Origin of the sequence: Kribbella alba, from assembly GCF_039529635.1 — a bacterium.
Lineage (GTDB): Bacteria > Actinomycetota > Actinomycetes > Propionibacteriales > Kribbellaceae > Kribbella > Kribbella alba.
In genome coordinates this window covers 67,550-85,728 of record NZ_BAAANE010000012.1, presented here as the reverse complement: position 1 = coordinate 85,728, position 18,179 = coordinate 67,550, and the positions used below count along the sequence as shown (strand labels likewise).

Below are 18,179 nucleotides of genomic sequence, written 5' to 3'. Positions count from 1 at the left end.
GACCACGTAGTCGTCCGCGCCGGACTCCAGGCCCAGCACGACGTCGACGGTGTCGCTCTTGGCGGTCAGCATCACGATCGGCACACCGGACTCGGCCCGGATCGCGCGGCACACGTCGATCCCGTCCATGCCGGGCAGCATCAGGTCGAGCAGCAGCAGGTCGGGTTTGAACTCACGGAAGGCCGGCACCGCCTTGTCGCCGGTGGCGCACAGATAGGTGTCATAGCCCTCGTTGCGCAGCACGATGCTGAGCATCTCCGACAACGCGGTGTCATCGTCGACGATGAGGACTCGACCCCTCATCGTCCGGTTACCTTCTGCCACGCCCTGCTCCTTGCCGGTTCCGGATCGTAGTGCGCCCAGCGGCTGCTGGTCGTACGCACTACGGATAGTGTCCCATTCCCGGGGTAGTCCACGCGCCGGATCGCCGGGTGAGCCCGAGTTATAGCGGTGTGGACCGCCCGGGCTGTGATCATGGTGCACACCTTCGGCCGGGGACAACCCGGGGCCGTCTGGAAGGGAGGCACGGCAATGCGCGACGACATCGGCGTACGGGAGAGCTCCTCCGAGCCGCTGCGGCCCTGGCTGCCGGCAGACCTGCTGGACAACGCCGCCCGGACGATCTCTGACAACAAGACGATCATGCTGGGCCTGCCGGTGCTGGCCGGGATCGCCCTGGCGGCAGTCCAGGCCGGGCTGACCCAGCTGACCGTGCCCGGCGGGATCAGCGGCTTCTTCAACGCCGACGGCCCGTTCCAACAGGCCGGCCTGGCGATGCTCGTGATGTACGGCGTGCAACTGGTCCTGTTCACGGTGGTGTCGAGCATGCTGGCCGGGATCATCGCCCTGGCGGCGGTGCGTAGCCAACTGGCTCACCGGGTGGGTCCGAAGGAACTGCTGCGGCTGGTTCGCCGCTCCCTGCCCGCGCTGGCCGCCGTCGGCCTCCTCCAGTCGCTGTCCGCGCTGATCATGGTCGCCGGCTGGGGACTGGCCGTGTTCGGGATCGGCTCGGGTGCCGATGCGGCGATCTCGTCGGAGGTCGCGGGCGCGGTGGCACTGGTGCTGATCATGGTGGGCGGCCTGCTGGTGGTGATCTTCGGGATCCGGCTGGTGCTGGCCGGAACCGTCGTACTGATGGAAGGCAAGCACGCACCGGACATCGGGCTGTACATCCCGGTGCGGGTCGGGGTCTGGGGTGCGCTGAGGCGGTCCTGGTACTTGGTGAAGGGCCGGTTCTGGCGTGTCTTCGGCATTCTGCTGTTCGCCGGGGTGGTGGTGAACATCGTCAGCTACGCGCTGCAGTTAGGCGTCAGCACACTGATTCTCACGCTGGGCGCCTGGGCTTCGGGGAACACCGGCAGCGGTGCCACGGTGATCGCGATCCTGGTCGGAGCCGCTGCCGCGATCGCCACTGTGCTGACATTGATCGCCAGCCTCGCGTTCATGTCGTCCGTCCAGGCGCTGATCTACCTCGACCTGCGGGTCCGGCGCGAGGGACTCGACCTGTGGTTGCGGCCCGTGTTGATGGCGAGGCGCTGATGCAGCTCGATCCCTTGATGCGGCTCGAACCGCCGGTGGACATCAGCCGGAACGACGCCGCCGCCGAGGCTGCCAAGGAGCTCTCCAAGCCGCTCTACGGGCAGGCCGGGCAGTCGCTCATGTCGCGGGCCATCGGCAAGGTGATGCAGTGGATCGCAGACCTGCTGGACAACGTGACGGGCACGTCCACCAACGGCCAGCTCGGGCTCTTCCTGCTGTTCCTGCTCTTCGCCCTGATCGTTGTGGTGGTGCTCTGGCGGGCCGGTGTCCTCCGTACGACCCGTCGTAATCCCCGCGCCGTCTTCGACACGAGCAAACCTCGTACTGCGTTCACCTACCGCGCGCAGGCTGAACAGGAAGCCGCCGCGGGGAACTACACCGCAGCCGTGCGGAGCCGCTTCCGTGCCTGCGTCGCGGAACTCACCGAGCGCACTGTCCTGGACGAACGCGCCGGACGAACGGCGTACGAGGCAGTCGCGGACGCGGGCCGCGTAGTACCGGCGTTGCGGGACGCTCTGCAGCCCGCTGCGCTGGTGTTCACGGAGGTTGTCTACGGCAACCGGCCCGGTACGCCGGAGCGGTACGCGGTGGTGGTCGCCGCTGACGAGGCAGCCCGCAGGGTGTCCACCCGGGTGTTGGTCCAGGGATGAGCGCAAGCACTGCCGTCGGCCGGAGCGGCGCCGAGAGCTGGCGCGTCCTGAGGCTGCCGCTGCTGATCACGGGTGCTGTCGTGCTGGGCGTGTTCGCGCTGATGATCGCCACCGCGGCTCGTACCTCGGGCCCGTTCAGTCCGGACTCGGCCGAGCCGACCGGGGCGAAGGCGCTCGCGACGCTGCTGTCGAATCACGGCGTCGACGTGACGCCGACGCAGGCCATCAACGATGCGGTTCAGAGCGGGACGGATCGGACCCTGGTGATCGCGCCCGGCGGTGCGCTTGACCGGACCGACTGGCAACAGATCGCCGAGGCGGGCTGGAGCCATCTAGTGCTCTTCCGGCCGAGTGACCGCGCGCTCGAGATCCTTGCCCCGGGCGTCGAGAATGTCGCCGAATCGCTGTCGCGGGAAAGCCGAGCGCCGGACTGCGACCTGCCGGCCGCGGTCCAGGCAGGCACCGCAACCGTCTCGGGTTCGTCGTACTCGGCTCCGGATTCGGCCGGCGCTTGTTACGGCGACGGCATCAACCACACGGTCATCCGCCTCGAGACGGACGGCCGGATCGTCGACGTCATCGGCTCGCCGCGGTCGTTCACGAACGCGGACCTCGCCGAGGACGGAAATGCGGCCCTCGCGCTGAACCTGATCGGAACACACGCCCACCTGGTCTGGTACCTGCCTCAGTTCGAGTCGTCGGGCCTGAACGAGGAGGACGGCAGCGGCCCGCCGATCGTCCCACCGGACGTCCGGTATATCGCGTGGGCGCTGGCGTTCGCCGCCTTCGTCGTGGCGCTGTGGCGTGGACGCCGACTCGGCCCGGTGGTTCCGGAGCCCCTGCCGGTCATCGTGCATGCCGCCGAGACCACCGAAGGGCGGGCACGGCTCTACCGGCGCTCCCGAGCCAGGGACCGGGCCGCGGCGGCGCTGCGGGAGTCCGCGATCGGCAAGCTCCACAAGGCGCACGGGATCCCTCGTCGCGCCGAACCGAGCGCGGTGGTCACAACAGTTGCCGCCCGCACCGGTCGGGACCCGGCGATGCTGTCCGAACTCCTCTACGGTGGGCCACCGATCGACGACGCCAACCTGATGTTCCTTTCCCAAGAGCTGGACCAGCTCACGCAGGAGGTACGACACCCGTGACGACCGCAATCGAGGTCACCCCCGAGCGCGCCCGGCAGGCACTGGTCGAGCTGCGGAACGAGATCGGCAAGGCGGTGGTCGGCCAGGACACCGCGGTGACCGCACTCGTGCTCGCCCTGCTGTGCCGCGGCCACGTGCTGCTCGAGGGCGTGCCCGGAACGGCGAAGACGCTGATGGTGCGGGCGCTGTCGATGGCGATGCGGCTCGAGACCAAGCGGGTGCAGTTCACCCCGGACCTGATGCCGGGCGACGTCACCGGCTCGCTCGTGTACGACGCGAAGACCAGTGAGTTCGAGTTCCGCCCGGGCCCGGTGTTCACCAACATTCTGCTGGCGGACGAGGTCAACCGGACGCCGCCGAAGACGCAGGCCGCGCTGTTGGAGGCGATGGAGGAACGCCAGGTCACCGTCGACGGCGAACCCCGCAGACTGCCCTCTCCGTTCGTGGTCGCCGCGACGCAGAACCCGATCGAGTACGAGGGCACCTACCCGTTGCCCGAGGCCCAGCTGGACCGGTTCCTGCTGAAGGTGACCCTGGACATACCCCCACGCGATGCCGAGATCGCAGTACTGGCCCGGCATGCGCAGGGGTTCGATCCGCACGATCTGGCTGCGGCCGGTCTGCGTCCTGTGGCCGGGCCGGCAGACCTGCTGGCCGGGCAGGCCGCCGTACGACGGGTCGCGGTGCGGGACGACGTACTGGCTTATGTGGTCGACCTGTGCCGGGCTACCAGGCAGTCCCCGTCGTTGCAGCTCGGGGTGTCTCCGCGTGGGGCGACTGCGCTGCTTGCCGTGGCCCGGGCTTGGGCATGGTTGTCGGGGCGGGACTACGTGATCCCTGACGACGTGAAGGCGATGGCACGTCCTTGCCTGAGGCACCGGGTGCAGATCCGCCCGGAGGCCGAGCTGGAAGGGGTCACCGCGGACGCAGTACTGGAGAGCGTGCTGGCCACTGTCCCGGTGCCCCGATGACGGTCGGCTGATGGTTGTCACCGGCCGGGCCGCCCTACTGGCTGGTCTGGGCGTCGTCTTCGTCGCAGTGCTGATGCCGAGCTGGAGTGGCATCGGCGTGGTGGTGGCTGTCGTGTTGCTGGTGTGCTTGGTCGACCTGTTGCTTGCCGGGTCGCCTCGGCGGTTGCAGTTGAGCCGCGAGGGAGACACCGCCGTACGGCTGGGCGAGCAGGCCGTGGTCACGATGCTGGTGGCCAATCCTGGGCGCAGGGTCAACGGCCTGCTGCGAGACGCCTGGCCGCCTTCCGCCGGGGTGCAGGATCCGCCGCACAAGATCGATCTCCCCAACGGCGAACGGCGGCGCATTGTGACGCACCTGGTCCCGACCCGGCGCGGTGACAGGCACGCTCACCGGGTGACGGTCCGGTCGATCGGGCCGCTCGGCTTCGCAGGGCGTCAGGGCTCGCACCGGGTGCCGTGGACTGTTCGGGCGCTGCCGCCCTTCAAGTCGCGCAAGCATCTCCCGTCGCGGCTCGCGCGACTCCGCGAGCTGGATGGCCGGACTGCCTTGCTGGTAAGGGGTCAGGGGACGGAGTTCGACTCGTTGCGAGACTACGTGCCGGGTGACGACGTCCGCAGCATCGACTGGCGAGCCACCGCCCGCCGCGGGAACGTAGTACTGCGAACCTGGCGGCCTGAGCGGGACCGGCAGGTCGCCATCGTCATCGACTCCGGCCGCATGTCGGCAGGCCGCGTTGGTGATGCTCCTCGGCTCGACCACGCGATGGATGCGGCGTTGCTGCTGGCGGCTCTGGCGACTCGTGCTGGAGACCGGGTTTCCTTGCTGGCTTGTGATTCCGAGGTACGGGCTGATGTCAGGCGGCCCGCACCCGAGGACGTCCTGCCGTCTTTTGTGAACGCCTTGGCGAACGTGGACGCCGAGCTCGTGCAGACGGACTTCCGGGTCGTCGTGTCCCAGGTGCTCGAACGACTCGGCCAGCGGTCGCTCGTGGTCCTGCTGACGGGCCTGGACCCGGCCGTGATCGAGGAGTCCCTGCTGCCGGTGATCGGTCCGCTCCTACGTCGGCATGTCGTAGTACTGGCGTCGGTCGCCGACCCGCGCCTCACCGAGCTGGAGGCGGCACGCTCCGACGTCATCGAGGTCTACGGAGCCGCGTCCGCCGCCCGAACCCGCCTCGACCGAGAACGCGTAACAGCCGTCCTGACCCGAGCCGGAGTCACCGTGGTCGACGAAAATCCCGACCACATCGCGCCGGCGCTTGCCGATACCTACCTGGCTCTGAAGAAGGCCGGCCGCCTCTAGACCCGGCCGAGTGGCTTCGGCGTTGCAGCAGCCCCATCGCCGCCAGCTTCCTGACGACGGTGAGAGAGCGTGAATCAGTGCTTGGCGTTGCGGGACCAGACGAAGCAGTAGACGCCGAAGCAGGCGATTCCGAGGGCCATCAGGGTCAGCAGGACCGAGCCGAACGGTTGGTCCTTGATCGTGCGCAGCGCGGTGTCGAGGCCGCCGGCCTTCTTCGGGTCGTAGCTGATCGAGGCCCATGCGAAGAGGGCGCCGACGATGATGAAGGCGATCCCCTTCGCGGCATAGCCGATCCGGCCGAGCAGGATGGTGGTGTCCGAGACGCCGCCGGTGAGTTCCTCGGTGAACTTCTTCGTCACCGACTTGTAGATCTGGCGCACGCCGACGCCGATGATGACCAGCCCGATGACGACGACCAGCACCCGTCCGGCGCCGTTCTCCATCAGCCGGGCAGTCATGCCGCGCTGCCGGCTGGTGCTGGAGCTACTCGAGCCCATGGCGACCTTGACCGCGCTGACACCAAGCACCAGGTAGACCACGCCGCGTGCCGCCGATGACACCTTTCCTTCCGTGTCCAGGTGGCCGTAGATGAGCTGGAGCGCACGCCAGATCACGAGGGAGAACAGGCCGATGGCGAGGATCCAGAGCAGCACGCTGCCGAACGGCTTACTGGCCAGTTCCTGCAGGGCTCCCTGCTGTGTTGCCTCCTCCGAGTTCTTGCCCCAGGCGAGTTGCAGTGCGATCCAGGCGACGAGCAGATACACCACGCCGTACGCGATCAATCCGACGGTGATCGCTACGTCGTACACGCGACTTGTCTGAACTTCCCGGGCGGTACTCATTGTGAACCGGTACCCAGGGCCAAACCGCTGGATCAGGCCGAGACCGGAACGCTCGCTTCCCGATCGGCCGCGTCGACGTCGCCGTACTCGCCCGCCTGCACGGCTCGACGGCCGAGCGTCCACACGTAGACGAAGAAGCCGACCTCGGCGAGCACACCGATACCGACCCGTACTGCGGTCGGCAGCGGCGAGGGGGTCACGAACGCCTCGATGATGCCGCTGATCAGCAGGATCACGGCCAGGCCGATCGCCATCCCCACCGTGGCGCGGCCGGTCTGGGCCAGGGCCTGCATCCGGGTTCGTGGGCCGGGGGCGATCCAGGACCAGCCGAGTCTCAGTCCGGCCGCGCTCGCGACGAACACGGCGGTCAGCTCGAGCAGGCCGTGCGGGGTGATCAGGCCGAAGAACACGTCCGACCTGTCGTGCCCGATCATCACGCCGGCGATGACGCCCAGGTTGAGCGCGTTGCTCCAGAGCACGAAGAAGGTCGGGATCAGCAACACGCCGATCGCCAGCACCGCGGCCGAGATCGTGGCGTTGTTGATCCACACCTGCAGGGCGAAGTCCTGGGCGGGATTCGCCGAGTAGTAGCTCGCGAAGTCCTTGTCCACCAACTGCTGGATCTCCGCGGGCGTCCCGACCGACTCGAGCAGCTCCGGGTGCTCGATGACCCGCCACGCCATCCACGCCACGACCAGGTAGAACGACAGGCCGATGGTGAGCCACCAGCGGCGCGAGGCATACAGGGCAGCCGGAAAACTGACCAGGAAGTAGCGGGAGATATCGCGCCAGACAGGAGCCTGCACACCCGTCACGGCGCCCCGCGCGTCGGCGATCAGGCCGGACAGCCGACCGACCGTCACAGGATCCGCTCCGGCCGCTCGCAGCGCGGCGAGCTGGGTGCCGACCCGCTGGTACAGGGTGACCAGCTCTTCCGCCTCCATCCCGGTCAACCGCCGCTGTCGCCGGGTCAGCTGCGCCAGGCGATCCCACTGAGGCTGATGAACCGACACGAACGCCTCGACGTCCATCCCACCTCCATCAGCTCGGCTGGCTCGATCCACTGGCACACTAGCCGGACGTAGTGTCGTGGTGGAGGGGGGCGCGGGGTGTCTCAGCTGGTCACGGGGGAAGCGGTCGTCCTCCAGGTGCGGATCGCGCGGATGCCGACCCGCGCACTGGCCTGCGCCATCGACGTCGTGATCCAGGGCATCGTGCTCACCGTCCTGCTGACCACGCTGCTCGGATTCATGATGACCCAGGCCAGCGACGCGCTCGCGGGGGCACTCGTCTTCGTGGTGCTCGTGATCGTGCTGATCGGCTATCGCGTGGTGATGGAGACGCTCACCCGCGGCCGCACGCTGGGCAAGATGATGCTCGGGCTCAAGGTCGTGCGCGACGACGGCAGCTCGATCCGGTTCCGGCACGCGCTGGTGCGATCCCTGCTGTGGCTGTTCGTCGACTTCGCGCCGTGGTTCGCGGCCAGTCCGGGGATCGTGGCGAGCCTGATGAACAAGCAGGGCAAGCGGATCGGGGACATCCTCGCCGGCACCGTGGTGATCCGCGAGCGCCACCAGCCGATGGCGTCGCCTCCACTGTTCGTGCCGGGCCACCTGGTGCAGTGGGCGCAATCACTGGAGCTCTCGCGGCTCTCCGACGAGCTGGCGAACACCTCGAGGGAGTACCTGGCCCGCTACACCGAACTGGAGCCCGGCGCTCGCGTCGCGCTCGGGGATGCGCTCGCCTTCCGGGTCGGCGGAGTCACCGCGCCCGCACCGCCCATGGCGATCCCCTCGCCCGCGTTCCTGTCCGCAGTACTGGCCGAGCGCAGGCGGCGTGAGCTAGCGCGGCTAGCCACGCAACGGCCGACGTACGGCGGGTACACCGGGCTCTTCGGGCCGCCGAACGGGTATGCACCGCCCAGCCCGTACGGCGCTCCGCCGCAGCCCGCCGTGTTCCCACAGCAGGGACCGTTCGCCGTGCCGCCCCAGGACGTGCCCCAGAACCTGCCCCAGGATCCGTCGCAGACCACCACGGTGAATCCAGGCGGCTGGCACTGGGTCTGAAGCCCTGGCACTGAAGGCGAAGGCGCCCCGCTGACAGCTCGGGGCGCCTTCGGAGTACAGGAAATCTCAGTAGCGGTAAGCGTCCGACTTGTACGGGCCCTCGACCGGGATGCCCAGGTACTCGGCCTGCTCCTTGGACAGCTCGGTCAGCTTCACGCCGAGCGCGTCCAGGTGCAGCCGGGCGACCATCTCGTCCAGGTGCTTCGGCAGCACGTACACGTCGGTCGGGTACTCGGCGGTCTTCACGAACAGCTCGATCTGCGCCAGCACCTGGTTGGTGAAGGAGTTCGACATCACGAACGACGGGTGACCGGTCGCGTTGCCCAGGTTCAGCAGCCGGCCCTCGGACAGGATGATCACGGTGTGACCGTCGGTGAAGCGGAACTCGTCCACCTGCGGCTTGATCGTGACGCGCTCGATGCCCGGGGTCTTGTACAGCCCGGCCATGTCGATCTCGTTGTCGAAGTGGCCGATGTTGCCGACGATCGCCTGGTGCTTCATCCGCGCCATGTGGTCGGCGGTGATGACGTCCTTGTTGCCGGTCGTGGTGACGAAGATGTCAGCGGTGCCGACGATGTCGTCCAGGGTGGTGACCTGGTAACCGTCCATCGCCGCCTGCAGCGCGCAGATCGGGTCGATCTCGGTGACGATCACCCGGGCCCCCTGGCCGCGCAGCGACTCGGCGCAGCCCTTGCCGACGTCACCGTAGCCGCAGACGACCGCGACCTTGCCACCGATCAGGACGTCGGTGGCGCGGTTGATGCCGTCGATCAGCGAGTGCCGGCAGCCGTACTTGTTGTCGAACTTCGACTTGGTGACAGAGTCGTTGACGTTGATCGCCGGGAACAGCAGCGCGCCGGCCTTGTGCATCTCGTAGAGCCGGTGCACGCCGGTGGTGGTCTCCTCGGTGACGCCCTTGATGCCGGCACCGATGGTGGTCCACTTGTCCTTGCTCTGCTCCAGCGAGCGGGTCAGCAGGGACAGCACGACCGCGAACTCCTCGGACTCCGCGGTCGACGGGTCCGGCACGGCGCCGGCCTTCTCGAACTCGGTGCCCTTGTGGACGAGCATGGTGGCGTCGCCACCGTCGTCGAGGATCATGTTCGGGCCTGTGACACCAGCACTGCCACCGGGCCAGGTCAGGATCTGCTCGGTGCAGGCCCAGTACTCCTCCAGCGTCTCGCCCTTCCAGGCGAAGACCGGCACGCCGGCCGGGTTGTCCACGGTGCCCTCGGGCCCGACCGCGACCGCGGCGGCCGCGTGGTCCTGGGTGGAGAAGATGTTGCAGCTGGCCCAGCGGACCTCGGCGCCCAGCGCGACCAGGGTCTCGATCAGCACGGCGGTCTGCACGGTCATGTGCAGCGAGCCCGCGATCCGGGCGCCGGCCAGCGGCTTGCTCTCGCCGTACTGCGCGCGCATCGCCATCAGGCCCGGCATCTCGTGCTCGGCGAGCCGGATCTCCTTGCGACCGAACTCGGCCAGTCCGAGGTCTGCCACCTTGTAGTCGAACGTCATGCGGTGCCGCTCCCTTGAGGGTGTCGGGTGAAGTCCTAGGGCACGAGCCTAGGGGTTCTGGCGGGGCCGAATGGGCACCCGATGCGCATTCCTGACACTGAAATGTCAAGATTGGTGTCATGCGCATCACCGAGGCAGCCCGTCAGCTCGGCACCACCCCACGCATGTTGCGCTATCGGGAGGCACTCGGCCTACTACCGCGCCTACGCAGCAGCCGCAGCTCGCAACGCCAGTACGACGAGCGCGACCTCGCCGCAGTCAAGCTCGCGCTCGAGCTGGAACACCGGTACGACGTGACGCCGGCCGCGCTCGCCTTCGCCCTGAAGGCCCTGGCGGAACCATCGGTCGCGGCGGACATCCGCAACCTCGGCTACCGGACCGGCCGGCTCTCCGCACCCCCGAGCCCGGCCGAGATCGACCGCGAACGGGCGCTCCACTGGCTGGGCCGCAGCGGCGTGCTGCCGCCGCCGCACAACCGGCCGCGCTAGTCCCTCGTCAGTGGGAGGGCGCCTCGGGCACCGCGGGGCGTTCTTCTGGGGTGTAGTCCTCGACGAAGATGTCGGGCTCCAGGTAGATCTGCTGCGCCATCGGCTCGACCTCCCGGATCGCCCGTTCGGCGGCGTTGATCGTCTCGGCGACGACGGCCGCGTCGGTGGTCGGCTCGACCGCGACCTTCGCGGCGACCAGCACCTCCTCGGGCCCGAGGTGCAGGGTCCTGATGTGGATCAGCCGCTGGACACCGGGAGTGCCCTCGATCGCGGCGATGATCCGCTGCTGCGCGTCGCGGGTCGCGGACTCGCCCAGCAGCAGCGACTTCATCTCGATCGCCAGGAAGATCGCCACGCAGACCAGCAGGGCGCCGATCGCCATCGAGCCCAGGCCGTCGAAGACACCGTTGCCGGTGGCAAGGGTCAGCACCACGCCGATCAGCGCGAGCACCAGCCCGGTGAGGGCGGCGAAGTCCTCCAGCAGGATCACCGGCAGCTCCGGCGCCCGCGCGTTGCGGACGAACCGCACCCAGGAGGTCGTGCCGCGCAGCTTGTTCGCCTCGACGATCGCGGTCCTAAACGACAGCGACTCCATCACGATCGCGGCCACCAGCACCGCGATCGGGACCCATTGCCAATTGTCGATGCCATGCGGGTCGTGAACCTTGTGGTAGCCCTCGTACAGCGCGAACAGGCCACCGACGCTGAACAGCACGATCGCGACGATGAAGGAGTAGACGTAGCGCTCCCGGCCGAACCCGAACTGGTGCAACTCGTCGGCCTCGCGCTTGGCCCGGTTCGCGCCGACCAGCAGCAGGACCTGGTTCCCGGCGTCGGCCAGCGAGTGGATCGCCTCGGCCAGCATCGAGGCGGACTGGGTCAGCGCCCAGGCGGCGAACTTGGTGATCGCGATGCCGGTGTTCGCCAGCAGTGCCGCGACGACGGCCTTGTTACCGCCACCTGCCATTTCCGTGGTCCTCCGTTGAAATCAGGGGTTTCAGCGAGTGGACACGACGAACGCCGTGCCGGAACCCCGCAGGCTACAGGGTCCTTCGGTTCCTGCGACGAACGCGGACTGACCGGCGGCCAACGTCACGGTGGCTTCGGTGCCGCCGGCACCTACTTCGGCAGTTCCGTCCACCACTGCGACGATCCGGGGCCCCTCGGCGGGCACCTCCAGCGAGTCCCCGGTCAGGTCGATCCGCCGGACCGCGAAGTACTCGCAGCCCGTCTCGTACGCCGTGATGCCCGGCGCCACCGGTGTTCCCGCCAGCACCGGCGAGGCGATCGGTTCGAAGTCGACCACCGACACGAGTTCCTCCACGTCCACGTACTTACGGGTGAGTCCGCCGCGGAGCACGTTGTCCGAGTTGGCCATCACCTCGAACCCCGTGCCGTGCAGGTAGGCGTGCACGTTGCCGGCCGGGAGGTAGACCGCCTGGAACCGCTCCAGCCGCACCCTGTTCAGCAACAGAGCAGCCAGTACCCCTGGATCGTCGGGAAATTCCTGACACAGCCGGTCGAGGGTCTCCACCTCCAGCGCGAGGTCCTCCCCGCCGTACCGGCGGCAGGCCTCGGCGAGGGCGGCGACGAGCGGGCGGATCGTGTCGCGGTCGCTGCTCATGAAGTGCGTGAAGGCGTCCTGCAGCTTTCCGTTGCGGAGCAGGTCGGTGAGCTCCTCGAAACCGTCCGCGCCGAGCGCCTCGAGCAACTCCACCGTCGCGTCGAGCGGGCGGAAGCCGACGAGCGCGTCGAACGGGCCGAGCGCGATCAGGATCTCCGGCTTGGGCCAGGCGTCCTTGTAGTTCCGGTCGCCCGCGTCGCGCGGGATCCCGGCGGCCTCGTCGCGGGCATACCCGTCGATCGCCTGCTCGCGGGACGGGTGCGCCTGGATCGACAGGGGTTGTTCGGCGGCCAGGAGCTTGGCCAGGAAGGGGAACCGGCCCTGGAACTCCTCGGCCGTCTCCTCGCCGAGCACCTCGGTCGGCCTCGACGACACCAGGTCGTAGAGGGACTCGCCGGACGGGAGCACCGAAGGCGCCGACTCGTGCGCGCCCATCCAGAGCTCGGCCTGCGGCGTGCCGTCCGGCTCCAGCCCGGTCAGCTCGGGGATCGCGGTCCGCGAACCCCAGGCGTAGTCCCGGATGGTGTTCTGCAGCCGAGCTACCACGCCGGGTCCTCCGCGGGATTGCCTGGCACGCTCGGAGCTTCCTCGACCGGCGTCCCGTACCGGCCGAGGCCGATGCCCAGGTAGGCCGCGGCATACCGACCGTGCTGGGTCAGGGCGGCGTACCGGGCGACGTCCGTGCCGTTGGCCTGGGTCACCACATGGACCCGTACGTCGTGGCGCTCGGCCTTCTCCTCGAGCTGCCGGCGGGTGTCGGTCACGAGCGGGTCGTCGATGCCGTCATCCAGGATGACCAGGCCCGGCCGAAGTTCCTCGGCCTTGTCGAAGGGGTCGGCGAAGACGTCACGCAGCGGCTGGTTCGCCAGCACCGGCAGGAGGTGCCCGGCGTCAGCGGCCAGCGCGGGGCGACCACTCGCCAGCCGCATGGCCTCCACGACACGACGGGCCGCACGGGCCGCCAGGACGGAGCCACCCCACACCAGCGGCAGCGCGTCCGCCAGCATCAGCGACAGGTCCTTGGCCGGGTTCGAAGCCACATCGTTGTTGGGCGAGCACTCGATGGCGACCTCATCCAGCATCGCGGCGACCGCGTCGGCGTCCACGGCCGGCCCGAGCTCGAGCTGGTGCAAACCCTGCAGTACTGCGACGGCGGCGGCCAGTTGGTCGTCCGACTGGGACGGCAGGCGAATGGCATGCCGCGAACCGGCCGACGCCTGCGCCACCGGCGAGTCCTCCGGCGACGCCACCATCAGCCCGCAGCCCCGGCGTACGGCCTCGGAGGCGGCGGACATCGCGCCCTGGTCCTCGGCGGTGCCACCGAGCACGATCACCAGGTCGAGCGGTCCGGCCCAACCGGGCAGCCCCGGACCGGGCCAGGCCACGAACGGCACCGGGCAGACCGGCTCCAGCACCGCGCGGACCAACCTGGCATCCCGGCCGGCGGCGACGACCGCGCGTGGCCGGAACCCGTCGGACCCCAGCTTCGACAGCACCTCCGCGGAGGCGTCGATCTCGGCCCGGACGCGGGCCCCGGCACCGGCCAGGCGACGCAACAGGTGGTCGGTGGCCTCGAGGGCGGCAGGGTCGTCCAGCCGCGAGTCGTCGAAGAAGCTCATTGGTTGTCTGCGGCCTCTTTGGTCTCGCGGGCCTCGTCGATCAGCAGCACCGGGATCTCGTCCCGCACCGGGTACGCCAGCGCACAGGTGGCGTTGGTGCAGATCAACTCGTTCGCCTCGTCGTCCACCCGGAACTCCGAGCGGCACTTCGGACAGACCAGGATGCTCAGGAGATCAGGGTCCAGATTCATGTTGGGAGGAGTCATCAGTTTCCTTCTTGCCTCGGTGCACCGGTGATCAGGGCCAGTACCTCATCCCGGACACGCTCCATGGTGGCAGCGTCCCCGGCCTCGACGTTCAACCGCAGCAGCGGCTCGGTGTTCGACGCGCGCACGTTGAACCACCACTGCCCAGCATCGACGGTCAACCCGTCCAGATGGTCAACGGTAATCCCGTCGCGTCCTTCATAGGTGTCTTCGATCGCGGCGACTGTCGCGGCCGCGTCGTCCACCCGGCTGTTGAGCTCGCCGGAGGCGACGTACCGCTCGTAGACCGCGAACAACTCGCCGGCCGGCCGGTCCTGCTCACCGAGTGCCGCGAGCACGTGCAGCGCCGCGAGCATGCCGGTGTCGGCCCGCCAGAAGTCCCGGAAGTAGTAGTGCGCGGAGTGCTCGCCGCCGAACACCGCGTCGGTCTCGGCCATCTTCTGCTTGATGTACGAGTGACCCACCCGCGAGCGGATCGGCGTACCGCCGTGCTCGGTGATGAGCTCCGGCACCGCGTGAGAGGTGATCAGGTTGTGGATCACCGCGGAGCCGGGGTGCTTGGCGAGCTCGCGGACCGCGACCGCGCCGGTGATCGCGCTCGGCGAGATCGGCGCACCCTTCTCGTCCACCACGAAACAACGGTCGGCGTCGCCGTCGAACGCGAGCCCGAGATCCGCGCCCACCTCCACGACCTTCGCCTGCAGGTCGACCAGGTTCTTCGGGTCCAACGGGTTCGCCTCGTGGTTCGGGAAGTTGCCGTCCAGCTCGAAGTACAGCGGCACGATCTCGACCGGTCCGGTCGCGAACACGGCCGGCACGGTGTGGCCGCCCATCCCGTTGCCGGCGTCGACGACCACCTTGAGCGGCCGGATCCGGCTCAGGTCCACCAGGTCGTTCAGATGGTCCGCGTACGCCGTGAGCAGGTCTTTGCGCGTCACCTTCCCGGGCACCGGGACACTCACCGGGACACTCACCGGGCCCTCGGTCAACGCCTTGGCGACCAGGTCCGCGATGTCGCGCAGGCCCGACTCCGAACCGACCGGCGAGGCCCCGGCGCGGCACAGCTTGATCCCGTTGTACTGCGCCGGGTTGTGGCTCGCGGTGAACATCGCCCCCGGCAGCTGGAGCCGCCCCGACGCGAAGTACAGCTGGTCCGTCGACGCCAGGCCGATGTCGACCACGTCGGCGCCGGTGCTGGTGACGCCCTCGGCGAAGGCAGCCGCCAGCGCCGGGCTCGACGGACGCATGTCGTAGCCGATCACCACGGCCCCGGGCCCCGCGAGCACGTCGAGGACCTCGACGAACGCGGCACCGGCCGCCCGGGCCACTGTCTCGTCCAGCTGGTCCGGGACGAGGCCGCGTACGTCGTACGCCTTGAAGATCGCAGCAACGTCAACCATGCGTGGACCCTATCTGGCCCCGACCCGGGATCGTGTTTCAGGCTGTTTCGAACCACCCCGGGGTGGCGCGGTGGTGCACGTCGGGGAGCTGCCGCGGGGTGACCGGCGCGGCCCAGCGGACCGCGTTCGCGAGGATCTGCTGGATCTCCGGCTGGTGGTAGGTCGGGTACTCCTGGTCACCCGGGCGGAAGTAGAACACCCGGCCCTGGCCGCGGCGGTAGCAGCAGCCCGAGCGGAACACCTCGCCGCCGGTGAAGGAGCTGACGAACACCAGTTCGTCCGGCTGCGGGATGTCGAACAGCTCGCCGTACATCTCCTCCTGCTCGAGCACGAGCGGGTGCGGTACGCCGGCCGCGATCGGGTGACCGGCGGCCACCGTCCACAGCAGCTCCCGGTCGTTGTGCGACCGCCAGTCCAGCGAGCACGTCGTACCCATCAGGCGTTTGAAGATCTTCGAGAAGTGCGCCGAGTGCAGCGCGATCAGTCCCATCCCGGACAGCACGGCCTGCTGGACCCGGTCGACCACGGCGTCGTCCACGTCGCCGTGCGCGCGGTGCCCCCACCAGGTGAGCACGTCGGTCTCGGCCAGGACTTCCTCGGTCAGTCCGTGCTCGGGCTGCTGCAACCACGCCGTACGGACGGCCACGTCGGCGCCGAGCCTGGTCCGCAGGCCGGCGGCGATCGTCTCGTGCATGGTGTCGGGGTAGATCTTCTGGACCGCGGCGTCGTCCTGCTCGTGGACGTTCTCGCCCCAGACGGTGACGCGGACCTGCTTGCGCGACAGCTCAGTCATGCAATACAACCTCTCGTCCGGCCTGCGCCGAGGCGTAGGCGGCATCGATGACCTGGGTCCGCAGCAGCGCCTCGGACCCGATGTGGGCGGACCAGTCTCCGTTCAGCACGATGGCCACGAACTCGCTGACGACGGCGCGGTGGCCGAGGCCGGCGCCGGTGGCGGGCTTCACCTCGGCGGGCACACCGGCCACGTCGGTGAAGATCCGCAGGGTGTCGGTGTTGTTGTAGTCGACGACCTCGATCTTGGCGCCACCCTCGGTACCGAACAGCTCGATGCCGAAGTTGTCGCCCGGCGCCCGGTAGGTCGCCCAGCTGGTCTCCAGCTGGAGCGCGCCGCCGCCCTCGAGCCGCAGGTACGCCGTGGCCAGGTCCTCGACCTCGAAGGCTGAGCCCAGCGTGTTCACCACGTGCGGACCACTGCCGCGGCCGCGCGGGCCGAGCTCGGCGAACGTGCTCGCGCTGACGGTCGTCACCTTCGGCTCGCCGAGCAGGTGCAGCGCCATGTCGAGGATGTGAACGCCCAGGTCGATCAGCGGGCCGCCGCCGGACAGCTCGCGGTTCGTGAACCAGCCACCCATGCCTGGGATGCCGTTGCGGCGCATCCAGTGCGCCTTGGCGTAGTAGATCCGGCCGAGCTGACCTTCGTCGATCTGGTGCTTGAGGGCCGCGACATCGCCCCGCTCGCGGTGGTTGAACACCACCTTCAGCACCTTGCCGGCCTTCTTCGCCGCCTCGACCATCGCGGTGCCCTCCGCCACGGTCCTGGCCAGCGGCTTCTCGCACAGCACGTGCAGGCCGCGGTCGAGCGCCGCGAGCGCGATCGGTGCGTGCAGCTGCGTGGGGGTGGCGATGCTGACGGCGTCGAGGCCGTCGACCGCGAGCAGGTCCTCCCACTTCTCGTACAGCTGTGGCACCTGGAACTTGGCGCCGAGGCTCTTCAGCACCTCCGTCTCGAGCCCGGCCAGCGCCACCACCTCGACGTCAGGCAGCTCCGAGAAGGCCTCCAGCGCGGTACGCCCGGCATAGCCGAGCCCGACCACTCCGACTTTTAGTTTTTGATCGTTCACAAGTGACGAGTCTTGTCAGTATCTGACAACGTCGTCAACCTCATCCCACGCTACGAAACACGATCCAACATGGGTGCCGCGCGGACAGTGCTCAGGCTTCCTGGCTGTCGGGATCCTGAAGCATCCGCAGGTGGCCGCGGCGGGCGATCTCGACCGGAGCGCCGGGCGCCGGCTGACCGGGCCGCGTCGGCGGCAACGGACGCGCTGCCTCCCGTACTGCGTTCGCCAGTGCCTCGAGGTCGTCGTTCGAGGGGCCGGCGGCGGCCGGATCCGGAGCGAGGCGGATCACTTCCCAGCCGTTCGGGGCCGTCAGGCGATCCGCATGATCCGCGCACAGGTCGTAGCAGTGCGGTTCGGCGTACGTCGCGAGCGGACCCAGCACACAGGTGGAGTCGGCGTAGACGTACGTGAGCGTCGACACGGCCGACCGATGACAGGCGGCGCGCGAACAGATCCTGGCGATGCTCACGACCTGACGCTACCCCCACTAGGCTGATCGCGTGACCGAGGCTCGCCGTCATCGCAGGCACATCGACCGCCACGGCCGTGGCATGCTCGGCCCGATCAGCAGGCCGAGCAGCTTCGCGCCGCGCGGTCTGCCGTTGCAGAGGTCGGACGCGGCCCAGTTCGACGAGGTCGTGGCGATCGAGGTGACCCGGCTGGAGAAGCGGTTGCCGCAGGTCGTCGCGCGGGTCGAGTTCGCGATCGAGGACGTGCCGAACCTGGACCTGCACGCCGGCCAGATCCCGCTCACCCACTCCACCGGCGGCACCTCGCACGAGCCCTACCGGATCGTCGTCTTCCGCCGCCCGATCGAGCTGCGCGCGGAACGGTCCGGCACCAGCCTGGCCTGGCTGGTGCGCTCGGCCCTGGTGCTGGAGCTCGCCGACGTGCTGGCGTTGTCGCCCGAGCAGATCGACCCGGACTTCGACGCCGACGACGACTGACG

The 18,179-nt window shown here is 69.0% G+C and carries 20 protein-coding genes; 8 read left to right on the top strand and 12 right to left on the bottom strand.

The features are described 5' to 3' along the window. A partial coding sequence (locus ABD210_RS29835; protein WP_344116030.1) for a response regulator occupies positions 1-303 on the bottom strand: 303 nt, incomplete at its 3' end. Between the two features lie 228 nt (positions 304-531). On the opposite strand from ABD210_RS29835, the gene ABD210_RS29830 reads away from it, so the two are divergent. From ABD210_RS29830 to ABD210_RS29810, 5 genes are read left to right on the top strand one after another with little or no spacing between them, the layout of a single operon-like run. Continuing rightward, positions 532-1,539 carry a hypothetical protein gene (locus tag ABD210_RS29830; RefSeq protein WP_344116026.1) on the top strand — a complete coding sequence of 336 codons (1,008 nt, stop codon included), beginning with the start codon at positions 532-534 and terminating at the stop codon, positions 1,537-1,539. Beyond that, entirely contained in the window at positions 1,539-2,189 is a 651-nt protein-coding gene (locus tag ABD210_RS29825; RefSeq protein WP_344116024.1) for a DUF4129 domain-containing protein, read from the top strand. The genes ABD210_RS29830 and ABD210_RS29825 overlap by 1 nt, the downstream gene beginning before the upstream one ends. After that, a complete protein-coding gene (locus ABD210_RS29820) occupies positions 2,186-3,334 on the top strand; it encodes a DUF4350 domain-containing protein (protein WP_344116022.1) in 1,149 nt (382 codons plus the stop codon). The genes ABD210_RS29825 and ABD210_RS29820 overlap by 4 nt, the downstream gene beginning before the upstream one ends. After that, the gene (locus ABD210_RS29815) at positions 3,331-4,305 is read left to right on the top strand and encodes an AAA family ATPase (RefSeq protein WP_344116020.1); all 975 of its coding nucleotides are present in this window, start codon (positions 3,331-3,333) and stop codon (positions 4,303-4,305) included. The genes ABD210_RS29820 and ABD210_RS29815 overlap by 4 nt, the downstream gene beginning before the upstream one ends. A gap of 10 nt (positions 4,306-4,315) precedes the next feature. Then, positions 4,316-5,608, top strand: coding sequence for a DUF58 domain-containing protein (locus tag ABD210_RS29810; protein ID WP_344116018.1), 1,293 nt, complete (start codon positions 4,316-4,318; stop codon positions 5,606-5,608). Between the two features lie 74 nt (positions 5,609-5,682). Here the strand turns inward: ABD210_RS29810 and ABD210_RS29805 are convergent, their stop codons facing one another. Together ABD210_RS29805 and ABD210_RS29800 are read right to left on the bottom strand one after the other, a co-directional pair. After that, positions 5,683-6,417 carry a DUF1206 domain-containing protein gene (locus ABD210_RS29805; protein WP_344116016.1) on the bottom strand — a complete coding sequence of 245 codons (735 nt, stop codon included), beginning with the start codon at positions 6,415-6,417 and terminating at the stop codon, positions 5,683-5,685. 65 nt (positions 6,418-6,482) lie between these two features. Next, positions 6,483-7,481: a stage II sporulation protein M gene (locus tag ABD210_RS29800; RefSeq protein WP_344116014.1), complete on the bottom strand. Its 999-nt coding sequence runs from the start codon at positions 7,479-7,481 to the stop codon at positions 6,483-6,485. 78 nt (positions 7,482-7,559) lie between these two features. Here ABD210_RS29800 and ABD210_RS29795 point away from each other — a divergent pair, with 78 nt between their 5' ends. Next, a complete protein-coding gene (locus tag ABD210_RS29795) occupies positions 7,560-8,516 on the top strand; it encodes an RDD family protein (protein WP_344116012.1) in 957 nt (318 codons plus the stop codon). A gap of 66 nt (positions 8,517-8,582) precedes the next feature. Here the strand turns inward: ABD210_RS29795 and ahcY are convergent, their stop codons facing one another. Further along, complete coding sequence (ahcY, locus tag ABD210_RS29790; RefSeq protein WP_344116010.1) at positions 8,583-10,031, bottom strand: adenosylhomocysteinase; 1,449 nt, start codon at positions 10,029-10,031, stop codon at positions 8,583-8,585. Between the two features lie 119 nt (positions 10,032-10,150). Between ahcY and ABD210_RS29785 the strand changes: the two genes are divergently transcribed. Continuing rightward, positions 10,151-10,519, top strand: a complete 369-nt coding sequence (locus tag ABD210_RS29785; RefSeq protein WP_344116008.1) for a MerR family transcriptional regulator — start codon at positions 10,151-10,153, stop codon at positions 10,517-10,519. 7 nt (positions 10,520-10,526) lie between these two features. On the opposite strand, the gene ABD210_RS29780 is transcribed toward ABD210_RS29785, so the two are convergent. From ABD210_RS29780 to ABD210_RS29745, 8 genes are all read right to left on the bottom strand, one after another. Then, on the bottom strand, positions 10,527-11,486 hold the full coding sequence (locus tag ABD210_RS29780; RefSeq protein WP_344116007.1) for a cation diffusion facilitator family transporter: 960 nt from the start codon (positions 11,484-11,486) through the stop codon (positions 10,527-10,529). 30 nt (positions 11,487-11,516) lie between these two features. Then, positions 11,517-12,689, bottom strand: coding sequence for a mannose-6-phosphate isomerase, class I (manA, locus tag ABD210_RS29775; RefSeq protein WP_344116005.1), 1,173 nt, complete (start codon positions 12,687-12,689; stop codon positions 11,517-11,519). Next, positions 12,683-13,762 carry an SIS domain-containing protein gene (locus ABD210_RS29770; protein WP_344116003.1) on the bottom strand — a complete coding sequence of 360 codons (1,080 nt, stop codon included), beginning with the start codon at positions 13,760-13,762 and terminating at the stop codon, positions 12,683-12,685. The genes manA and ABD210_RS29770 overlap by 7 nt, the downstream gene beginning before the upstream one ends. Further along, positions 13,759-13,968 (bottom strand): Trm112 family protein, encoded by a 210-nt coding sequence (locus ABD210_RS29765; protein WP_425552764.1) that lies wholly within the window; start codon positions 13,966-13,968, stop codon positions 13,759-13,761. The genes ABD210_RS29770 and ABD210_RS29765 overlap by 4 nt, the downstream gene beginning before the upstream one ends. Then, entirely contained in the window at positions 13,968-15,368 is a 1,401-nt protein-coding gene (locus tag ABD210_RS29760) for a phosphomannomutase/phosphoglucomutase (protein WP_344116002.1), read from the bottom strand. The genes ABD210_RS29765 and ABD210_RS29760 overlap by 1 nt, the downstream gene beginning before the upstream one ends. A gap of 37 nt (positions 15,369-15,405) precedes the next feature. Beyond that, positions 15,406-16,161 (bottom strand): ThuA domain-containing protein, encoded by a 756-nt coding sequence (locus ABD210_RS29755; protein WP_344116000.1) that lies wholly within the window; start codon positions 16,159-16,161, stop codon positions 15,406-15,408. Next, positions 16,154-17,230 (bottom strand): Gfo/Idh/MocA family protein, encoded by a 1,077-nt coding sequence (locus tag ABD210_RS29750; protein ID WP_344115998.1) that lies wholly within the window; start codon positions 17,228-17,230, stop codon positions 16,154-16,156. Before ABD210_RS29750 ends, ABD210_RS29755 begins: the two co-directional genes overlap by 8 nt. Positions 17,231-17,321: 91 nt before the next feature. After that, on the bottom strand, positions 17,322-17,699 hold the full coding sequence (locus ABD210_RS29745; RefSeq protein WP_344115997.1) for a DUF3499 domain-containing protein: 378 nt from the start codon (positions 17,697-17,699) through the stop codon (positions 17,322-17,324). A gap of 31 nt (positions 17,700-17,730) precedes the next feature. Here ABD210_RS29745 and ABD210_RS29740 point away from each other — a divergent pair, with 31 nt between their 5' ends. Then, positions 17,731-18,177: a metallopeptidase family protein gene (locus tag ABD210_RS29740; RefSeq protein WP_344115995.1), complete on the top strand. Its 447-nt coding sequence runs from the start codon at positions 17,731-17,733 to the stop codon at positions 18,175-18,177. Positions 18,178-18,179: the final 2 nt, after the last annotated feature.